This window comes from Pseudomonas lurida (genome assembly GCF_013522705.1).
GTDB classification, from domain to species: Bacteria; Pseudomonadota; Gammaproteobacteria; order Pseudomonadales; family Pseudomonadaceae; genus Aquipseudomonas; species Aquipseudomonas quebecensis.
In genome coordinates this window covers 101755-110423 of record NZ_JAAMRE010000019.1, presented here as the reverse complement: position 1 = coordinate 110423, position 8669 = coordinate 101755, and the positions used below count along the sequence as shown (strand labels likewise).

The following is an 8669-nucleotide window of genomic DNA, read 5'->3' as shown; positions in this document are numbered from 1 at the left end:
GTGTCTTGGGAGCCAAGAAAATGATGCAACTGATGGGCTGAAGAGCCTTTTTCAGCACAAAAACAAACGCCCCGAACAAGTCGGGGCGTTTGGTCTAAGGCCTGTCAGTGTGTTTTCACACAGTCTGTCAAAGCGCCCTTTTCTTTTGCCGAGTGTTGATCAGCCTAACTCGACAATCTCGTAGTCATGGGTAATGGCCACACCGGCCGCGCCCAGCATGATCGATGCCGAGCAGTATTTCTCAGCCGACAACTCGATGGCGCGCTTGACCTGGGCTTCTTTAAGACCGCGCCCCTTCACCACGAAATGCATATGGATCTTGGTGAATACCTTCGGATCTTCAGTGGCGCGCTCGGCGTCCAGGAAAGCTTCGCAGCTTTCCACGGCCTGGCGGGATTTCTTCAGGATACTGACGACGTCGAAATTGCTGCAACCGCCTACACCCAGCAGGAGCATTTCCATCGGGCGTACACCCAGGTTACGACCACCGGCTTCCGGCGGGCCATCCATGACCACCACATGGCCACTGCCCGACTCACCGAGGAACATGGCTTCGCCCGCCCATTGGATGCGTGCCTTCATCGCCCAGACTCCACTGCTTAAAAAGGGTTGCCAGCTTAGCACAGGGCCCGATCACGGCAGTGCATCCCATCAAAGTGATAGATAACGGGGCGTTGCCCAGTAAATTCCCTGATCGAGTCAGAATGCCTCTGTTAAGCTGGCGCCAAATCGATGGCTCATTGCCACACTTTATCCAGCCCGTATCTGTGCCGATACCGCTGCATACAACAACGCCAACCCCCTTGCGACGCCTTTTCGGGATACAACCATGGTTGCCCTTACTCCCATACCCAAGATCAAGAACCTCGACAAGCTGCTGATGCATTGCCAGCGCCGACCCTACCCGGCCAAGCACAACATCATCTGCGCCGGCGAACGCTCCGAAACGCTGTTCTTTATCGTCAAGGGTTCCGTCACCATTCTGATCGAGGATGAGGACGGTCGGGAGATGATCATCGCCTACCTCAACACCGGAGACTTTTTCGGCGAGTTGGGCCTGTTCGAACAAGCAGGTAAGGAGCAGGAGCGCAGCGCCTGGGTGCGCGCGAAGGTAGAGTGCGACGTGGCCGAGATCAGCTACGCCAAATTCCGCGAACTGGCCCAGCACGATCCCGACATTCTGTACGCCCTCAGCGGCCAGATTGCTCAGCGCCTGCGCGATACCACGCGCAAGGTCGGCGACCTGGCGTTCTTCGATGTCACCGGCCGGGTGGCCCGCTGCCTGCTGGAGCTGTGCAAGCAGCCGGACGCCATGACCCACCCCGACGGCATGCAGATCAAGGTCACGCGCCAGGAAATCGGGCGCATTGTCGGCTGTTCGCGGGAGATGGTCGGTCGCGTGCTCAAAGACCTGGAGGAGCGCAACCTGGTGCACGTCAAAGGCAAGACGATGGTGGTGTTCGGTACTCGTTAGGCCAGGATGCCGGCCAGCATCTGGCGGTACAAGGTATCCAATCGGCTGATGGCGTCCGGTGCCGGGAACGCTTCGTGCAGGGCGATATGGCTGTCGGCGCGCACTCGCTGCTCCAGACCACAGGCCTGATTGAAGCGGTTGACCGCCGCAATCAGTGCTTCACGATCGTTCTCCAGTAACAACGCTCCATGCACCAACCCCACCGGGCGACCGCCGCTCTGACGCCAGCGTTGGGCGGTGCCGACCATTTTGCGGCCATTGAGGTTGACGTTGTAACGGCCGTCGCAGAATGCCCCATCGATCTCGCCGACCGAGGCATCGCCGCCCAACTCGATCAACAGATCGCAAATCGGCTGGCATAAACGCAGGTAACCGGTCTCGATGCGGTTCTGGTCGCCTTCGCTGCGTGGCGGCGCGTAGACCAGTGCGATGTTGACCGTAGCCGCCGATTGCGGCACAGGCTCGCCGCCGGTTTCGCGCAAGAGCACCGGCCAACCGGCATCCGCAGACACGCGACTGGCGACATCGAAAGCAGGCAATCTGCTCAAACGGCGTGGCATCACCAATGCCTGGTCACTGGGCTGCCAGAACAACAACCCAAACCCCTGCTCACCCGCGCAAACGGCGGCCAATAAGGCTTGCTCGGCGGCAAGGCCTGCTTCAACACGCATCGACACTGGCTGGATCAATGAGCACCTACCTATCTGAATAAACACAAACCCGAATGTGAGAGGGGCTTGCCCCCGATAGCGGTATGTCAGTCAAGGATGCTCCAACTGAATCGCCGCCATCGGGAGCAAGCCCCCTGCCACACTTGGATCGCATTTCAAATCAATCGAGCGTGGAACCACTGACCGGCACGCCGCGCTCCGGGAAGAACAAGCGCTGCAATTCAGCCCCTGGATTTTCCGCGCGCATGAACGCCTCGCCGACCAGGAACGAATACACGTCGCTGATTTCCATCAGTTCCACGTCGGCACGGTTGAGGATGCCACTCTCGGTGACCACCAAACGGTCGCGCGGGATACGCGGCAGCAGGTCGAGAGTGGTCTCCAGGCTGACCTCGAAAGTGTGCAGGTTTCGGTTGTTGACGCCTATCAGCGGTGTGTCGAGGGTTTTCAGGGCGCGTTCCAGCTCATCGCCATCGTGCACCTCCACCAATACATCCAGGCCGACGCTTTTGGCCACGGCGGCCAGTTCGGCCATCTTCACGTCATCCAGTGCGGAAACGATCAGCAGTACACAGTCGGCACCCAAGGCACGGGCTTCGACGATCTGGTACGGGTCGACCATGAAATCCTTGCGGATCACCGGCAACTTGCATGCGGCGCGAGCCTGCTGCAGGAACAGATCGGCGCCCTGGAAATAGTCAATATCGGTGAGCACCGACAGACACGTCGCCCCGCCCTTTTCATAGCTCACGGCGATCTCGGCCGGCACAAAATGCTCACGGATCACGCCTTTGCTCGGCGAAGCTTTTTTGATCTCCGCGATCACCGCCGGCTGCTTCTTTTTAGCCTGCTCCAGCAGGGCCTTGGCGAACCCTCGCGGCGCGTCAGCCAGCTTGGCTTGGTCTTCCAGTTCAGCCAGGCTGACGCGGGCACGGCGCTCGGCGACTTCTTCGGCCTTGCGGGCCAGGATCTTTTCCAGAACGGTCGGCACACTCATCCTTCATTCTCCATCTTGAATACGGCAGTGAATGCTCCCAGCTCCTCGAGCTTCTCGCGGGCCAGACCGGTGTGCAGTGCATCGTGAGCCAACTCGACACCTTCTTTAAGACTATAGGCATGGTCCGCTGCGTAAAGTGCCGCGCCAGCATTCAGAACAATCATCTCCGCAGCCTTTTGACCGTTTTCGGTCTTACGGCGCCCCAAGGCATCACGAATCAATTCAAGGGAGGCGGCCGGGCTTTCCACCGCCAGGCCATGCAGGCTCTGGCTCTTCATCCCCAGGTCCTCAGGCTCTACCCAATATTCGGTGACCTGATCATTCTTGAGCTCTGCGACAAAAGTCGGCGCGGCCAGGCTGAACTCGTCCAGACCGTCCTTGGAGTGCACCACCAGCACGTGCTTGCTGCCCAGACGCTGCAACACTTCGGCCAATGGTCGGCACAGTGCCTGGCTGAACACACCCACCACCTGGTGCTTCACGCCGGCCGGATTCGTAAGCGGGCCGAGCATGTTGAACAGCGTGCGCAGGCCCAGGTCTTTACGCGGGCCGGCAGCGTGTTTCATCGCACCGTGGTGAGACTGGGCAAACATAAAACCGATGCCGACGTTATCGATGCAGCGCGCCACTTGCACCGGCGTCAGGTTCAGGTAGATACCGGCCGCTTCCAGCAGGTCGGCACTGCCGCTCTTGCCGGACACCGCACGGTTACCATGCTTGGCCACGGTGCAACCCGCCGCCGCGACGACAAAAGAAGCAGCCGTCGATACGTTGAAGATGTTCGCCCCATCGCCGCCGGTGCCCACCACATCGACCACGCCGTCGAGGGTCCTGAGTTCGACCTTGTCCGCCAGCTCGCGCATCACCGACACAGCGCCGACAATCTCGTCGATACTCTCGCTCTTCATGCGCATCGCCATCATGAACGCGCCGATCTGCGCGTCGGTGCATTGGCCGGTCATGATCTCGCGCATCACATCGCTCATTTCGGCGGTGCTCAGGTCCAGATGGCCGACGATACGGCTCAGGGCAGTCTTGATATCCATGGAAAGTCCTTAGCGCGTGCCGCCGCTCTGCTTGAGAAAGTTGGCGAACAGCTCGTAGCCCTGCTCGGTCAGGATCGACTCGGGGTGAAATTGCACCCCCTCGATATTCAATGTCTTGTGGCGCAGGCCCATGATTTCATCGACGCTGCCGTCTTCCAGCTGGGTCCAGGCGGTCAGTTCAAGGCATTCAGGCAAGGTCTCGCGCTTGACCACCAGCGAATGGTAGCGAGTGACCGTCACGGGCAGATTCAAGCCCTGGAAAACGCCCACGTTGTTATGGAACACCGGGCTGGTCTTGCCGTGCATCACCTGGCGCGCGCGCACCACATCGCCGCCGAAGGCCTGGCCAATGGACTGATGGCCCAGGCACACGCCGAGGATCGGCAGCTTGCCGGCAAAATACTTGATCACGTCGAGGGAAACACCCGCCTCGGTCGGTGTGCACGGCCCCGGCGACACCACAATGCGCTCGGGGTTAAGTGCCGCGATGTCGGCCACAGTGAGCTCGTCGTTGCGCACCACTTTGACCTCGGCACCCAGCTCGCCCAGGTACTGCACAACGTTGTAGGTAAAGGAGTCGTAGTTATCAATCATCAGCAACATGGGAGCAAACACCTCTGGAATTCACTGATTTCTAGCCACGGCCTTCAAGGGGATACCCGCTGCCAGGCGCACGTTCCGGTTGCCGGCGTCGCAGGCAAGGGGCGTCAAACAGAGGGTGAAGAAGGCCAAACGGTACAGGTCCGGCGGAGCCGGTGGAGAAAAAGTCAGGCGCGCCAACGCCAACGGGCGTGTGCCTTGACGACTCGCATTAAGAGTTTGCTGATGATCAACACGGGGAGGGTCTCGTCCATACGTTCAGGCACAGTAACGTAGCCTCGGCAGCGGTGCAATATGGAGCAGCAAATACTGGATGCGCGACGCAGAGCATGCAGGAAAAAACGGTTTTCATTGAAGGCAACCCTTACTACATTGCTCATGTTTCGTCACCTTTACAAAAACAACTAAATGGATTTTCGCTATGTTCAGACCCACGGTATTCGCCCCTCTCGCCGGCTGCCTGCTGTCACTGGCCTGTGCCCAGGCGCTTGCAGCGCCAGCGCCGTACTCAACCATGGTGGTGTTCGGCGATAGCCTGGCCGATGCCGGCACATTCCCCGACGGCTCCAACGGCGCCACATTGCGCTTTACCAACCGCACCGGTCCGACGTTCCAAGGCGATTTCGGCCTGGTTTCATCGACCCTGCTCGGTTCACGGCTGGGCGTGCCCACCCACGATCTGAATGCCTCCACCTCCCCCGTTCGGGCCGCCCAGGGCCTGCCGGACGGGAACAACTGGGCCGTGGGCGGCTACCGTACCGACAACATCCTGGACTCCATCACCTCGGTCTCCAACGCCACGATCCCGCCCAACAACCCGGGTGGCGGCACCGTGCTGCGCAGTCGACAGGGCTACCTGCCGGCGAACGGCGGGCGCGCAGACCCGAACGCGCTGTATTTTCTGTCCGGTGGAGGTAATGACTTCCTGCAAGGGCGCGTCCTCAGCCCAAGCCAGGCCGCAGCCGCGGGCGGGCGTCTGGCCGACAGCGCGGACGCCCTGCAACAGGCCGGTGCGCGCTACATCATGGTGTGGATGCTGCCCGACCTGGGTTTGACTCCGGCCCTCAACGGCACGCCGCTGCAGGCCTCGAGTTCGGCGCTGAGTCGCGTGTTCAACCAGGCGCTGGTGCAGCGATTGTCACGTGTCGATGCCCAAGTAATCCCGCTGAACATCCCACTGCTGCTTCAGGAAACTTTCGCCGACCCTGGCCGCTTTGGTCTGGGCATCGGGCAAAACCTCACGGGAACGTGCTTCAGCGGCAGCGGCTGTACCGCCAATCCCACCTATGGCCTCGGCGGCACTGCCCCGGACCCGACCAAGCTCATTTACAACGATTCCGTCCACCCCACCATCGCCGGGCAACGACTGATCGCCGACTACGCCTATTCGCTGCTGGCCGCACCCTGGGAGCTGACCTTGCTGCCGGAAATGGCCCAAGGGACATTGCACGCGCATCAGGACGAACTGCGTAACCAATGGCAAGGCGACAACGGCGCGTGGCAAGCCATCGGTCAGTGGCGCGCGATCGTAGCCGCGGGCGGCCAACGCCTGGACTTCGACGAGCAAAACCACTCGGCCGGCGCCGACGGCAGCGGCTACAACCTCAATATCGGTGGCAGCTATCGGCTCGATGAAGCCTGGCGCGTCGGCGTCGCGGCGGGTTTGTACCGCCAGACTCTGGAAGCAGGCGCCAGCGATTCGGACTACAAGCTCAACAGCTACATGGGCAGCGCATTCGCTCAGTATCAATACAACCACTGGTGGGCCGACACCGCGCTGACCGCCGGCAAGCTGGATTTCGACAGCCTCAAGCGCAAGTTCGCCCTGGGCGTCAGCGAAGGCGCCGAGAAAGGCGACACCGATGGCTGGCTGTGGGCCTTGAGTGGCCGCCTGGGCTATGACATCGCCGCACCGGGCAGCGAATGGCACCTGTCGCCGTTCGTCAGCGCTGACTATGCGCGAGTTCACGTCGATGGCTACGCAGAGAAGGACAACCGCTCAACTTCCTTGACGTTCGCCGATCAACAGCGCGACTCCAAACGTCTCGGCGTCGGCCTGCAGGGCAGCTACCGCGTGACGCCACTCACCCAGGTTTTCGGCGAAGTGGCCCACGAACATGAGTTCGAAAACGACACCCAGAAGGTAAAGATTTCGCTCAACAGCGTGCAGGGGATCGATTTCAAACTGGATGGCTACACGCCGCGCAGCAATTCGGACCGCTTGAGCCTGGGGGTCAGCCATAGACTGACCCAGGAGCTGGCGCTGAAGGCCGCGTATAACCTGAGAAAGGATGACAACCTGACCCAGCAAGGGGTCAGCGTCGGTGTCAGCCTGGACTTCTGACGCGTGCGAACCAATGTGGGCCGGTGCCCCGTTCCCACATTGTGGCCGCCATCAATCCTGCGGGGTCTGTTCGGCCAACGCCACGGCGCGGAACATCGCGCGGCGCTTGTTCAAGGTTTCCTCCCATTCGAGGGCCGGCACCGAGTCGGCGACAATGCCGCCACCGGCCTGAACGTGCAGCTCCCCGTCCTTAATCACCGCAGTGCGGATCGCAATCGCGGTATCCATGTTGCCGTTCCAGGCGAAATACCCTACCGCACCGCCATACACACCACGCTTGACCGGCTCCAGCTCGTCGATGATTTCCATCGCCCGAATCTTCGGCGCACCCGACAACGTACCCGCCGGCAGAATCGCCCGCAGTGCGTCCATTGCGGTGAGCCCGGCTTTCAACTCGCCGGTGACGTTGGACACAATGTGCATCACGTTGGAATAGCGCTCGATCACCATCTTCTCGGTGAGCTTGACCGAGCCGATTTCCGAGACACGCCCGGTGTCGTTGCGGCCCAGGTCGATCAGCATCAGGTGCTCGGCGATTTCCTTGTCGTCGCTCAGCAGGTCTTCCTCCAGCGCCAGGTCCGCTTCTTCGGTCGCGCCGCGCGGGCGGGTACCGGCGATCGGGCGCACGGTGATCAGGTTGTCTTCGACACGCACCAGCACTTCCGGCGAACTGCCCACCACGTGGAAGTCGCCGAAGTTGAAGAAGTACATGTACGGCGTCGGATTGAAGCAGCGCAGCGCCCGGTACAGGTCAATGGGGGCAGCCTTGAAATCGATGGACATGCGTTGCGATGGCACCACTTGCATGCAGTCACCGGCGAGGATGTATTCCTTGATGGTGTCGACCGCGCGCTCGTAGTCATTCTGGGTAAAGCTGGAGCGGAACACCGGGTCGGCCGCCGGCGGACGGCTCAGGTCCAGACCGCGGCGCGGGGTGATCGGTTGGCGCAGCTTTTCCAGCAGCGCTTCAAGGCTGGCCAGGCCTTGCTCGAACGCGTCAGGCTGGGACGGGTCGGCGAGGACAATGGCGTGCATCTTGCCGGCCAGGTTGTCGAACACCACCACTGCGTCGGAGACCATCAGCAGGATGTCCGGTACGCCCAGGGGATCCGGGTTCGGGCACTTGCCCAGGCGTTGCTCCACATAGCGCACGCAGTCGTAGCCGAAATAGCCCACCAGGCCACCGTTAAAACGTGGCAGGCCGGCAATGGTCGGCACGTTATAGCGCGCCTTGAACGCCTCGACGAAGGCCAGCGGGTCTTCTACATCATGGCTTTCGATCTCGACACCATCATGGGTGATGCTGACGTGGTGGTCATACACCCGCAGCACGGTGCGGCACGGCAGGCCGATGATCGAGTAACGGCCCCACTTCTCGCCGCCCTGTACCGATTCCAACAGATAGGAATTAGGCTGGTCGGCCAGCTTCAGGTAGATCGACAGCGGCGTATCGAAGTCGGCCAGGGTTTCGCAGGCCAGGGGAATGCGGTTATAGCCGGCAGCGGCCAAACGCAGGAATTCTTCACGGTTCATGAGG

8 protein-coding genes are annotated in these 8669 nt (G+C 61.1%); 2 read left to right on the top strand and 6 right to left on the bottom strand.

Annotation, left to right across the window (positions count from 1 at the left end; all coding sequences use genetic code 11):
* Nucleotides 1-159 precede the first annotated feature (159 nt).
* Nucleotides 160-582: an OsmC family protein gene (locus G7025_RS16740; RefSeq protein WP_009045862.1), complete on the bottom strand. Its 423-nt coding sequence runs from the start codon at nucleotides 580-582 to the stop codon at nucleotides 160-162.
* A 247-nt stretch (nucleotides 583-829) separates the two neighbouring features.
* On the opposite strand from G7025_RS16740, the gene crp reads away from it, so the two are divergent.
* A complete protein-coding gene (crp, locus tag G7025_RS16735) occupies nucleotides 830-1474 on the top strand; it encodes a cAMP-activated global transcriptional regulator CRP (RefSeq protein ID WP_181080255.1) in 645 nt (214 codons plus the stop codon).
* Here crp and G7025_RS16730 read toward each other — a convergent pair.
* The 4 genes from G7025_RS16730 to G7025_RS16715 form a co-directional block, all read right to left on the bottom strand.
* Nucleotides 1471-2163, bottom strand: a complete 693-nt coding sequence (locus G7025_RS16730; protein WP_181080254.1) for a lipoate--protein ligase family protein — start codon at nucleotides 2161-2163, stop codon at nucleotides 1471-1473. The genes crp and G7025_RS16730 overlap by 4 nt on opposite strands.
* 142 nt (nucleotides 2164-2305) lie before the next feature.
* Complete coding sequence (trpC, locus tag G7025_RS16725; protein ID WP_181080253.1) at nucleotides 2306-3142, bottom strand: indole-3-glycerol phosphate synthase TrpC; 837 nt, start codon at nucleotides 3140-3142, stop codon at nucleotides 2306-2308.
* Nucleotides 3139-4188 (bottom strand): anthranilate phosphoribosyltransferase, encoded by a 1050-nt coding sequence (gene trpD / locus G7025_RS16720; protein ID WP_181080252.1) that lies wholly within the window; start codon nucleotides 4186-4188, stop codon nucleotides 3139-3141. The genes trpC and trpD overlap by 4 nt, the downstream gene beginning before the upstream one ends.
* Nucleotides 4189-4197: 9 nt before the next feature.
* On the bottom strand, nucleotides 4198-4791 hold the full coding sequence (locus G7025_RS16715; protein ID WP_181080251.1) for an aminodeoxychorismate/anthranilate synthase component II: 594 nt from the start codon (nucleotides 4789-4791) through the stop codon (nucleotides 4198-4200).
* Between the two features lie 418 nt (nucleotides 4792-5209).
* On the opposite strand from G7025_RS16715, the gene estP reads away from it, so the two are divergent.
* Nucleotides 5210-7132 (top strand): esterase EstP, encoded by a 1923-nt coding sequence (estP, locus tag G7025_RS16710; protein WP_181080250.1) that lies wholly within the window; start codon nucleotides 5210-5212, stop codon nucleotides 7130-7132.
* Nucleotides 7133-7183: 51 nt separating this feature from the next.
* Here the strand turns inward: estP and trpE are convergent, their stop codons facing one another.
* Entirely contained in the window at nucleotides 7184-8665 is a 1482-nt protein-coding gene (gene trpE / locus G7025_RS16705) for an anthranilate synthase component I (RefSeq protein ID WP_181080249.1), read from the bottom strand.
* Nucleotides 8666-8669 lie beyond the last annotated feature (4 nt).

Excerpts from the sequence above, each read along its gene's own strand:
- G7025_RS16740 (WP_009045862.1), bottom strand. The coding sequence starts at position 582 with ATGAAGGCACGCATCCAATGGGCGGGCGAAGCCATGTTCCTCGGTGAG.
- crp (WP_181080255.1), top strand. The coding sequence starts at position 830 with ATGGTTGCCCTTACTCCCATACCCAAGATCAAGAACCTCGACAAGCTG.
- trpC (WP_181080253.1), bottom strand. The coding sequence starts at position 3,142 with ATGAGTGTGCCGACCGTTCTGGAAAAGATCCTGGCCCGCAAGGCCGAA.
- trpD (WP_181080252.1), bottom strand. The coding sequence starts at position 4,188 with ATGGATATCAAGACTGCCCTGAGCCGTATCGTCGGCCATCTGGACCTG.
- G7025_RS16715 (WP_181080251.1), bottom strand. The coding sequence starts at position 4,791 with ATGTTGCTGATGATTGATAACTACGACTCCTTTACCTACAACGTTGTG.
- estP (WP_181080250.1), top strand. The coding sequence starts at position 5,210 with ATGTTCAGACCCACGGTATTCGCCCCTCTCGCCGGCTGCCTGCTGTCA.
- trpE (WP_181080249.1), bottom strand. The coding sequence starts at position 8,665 with ATGAACCGTGAAGAATTCCTGCGTTTGGCCGCTGCCGGCTATAACCGC.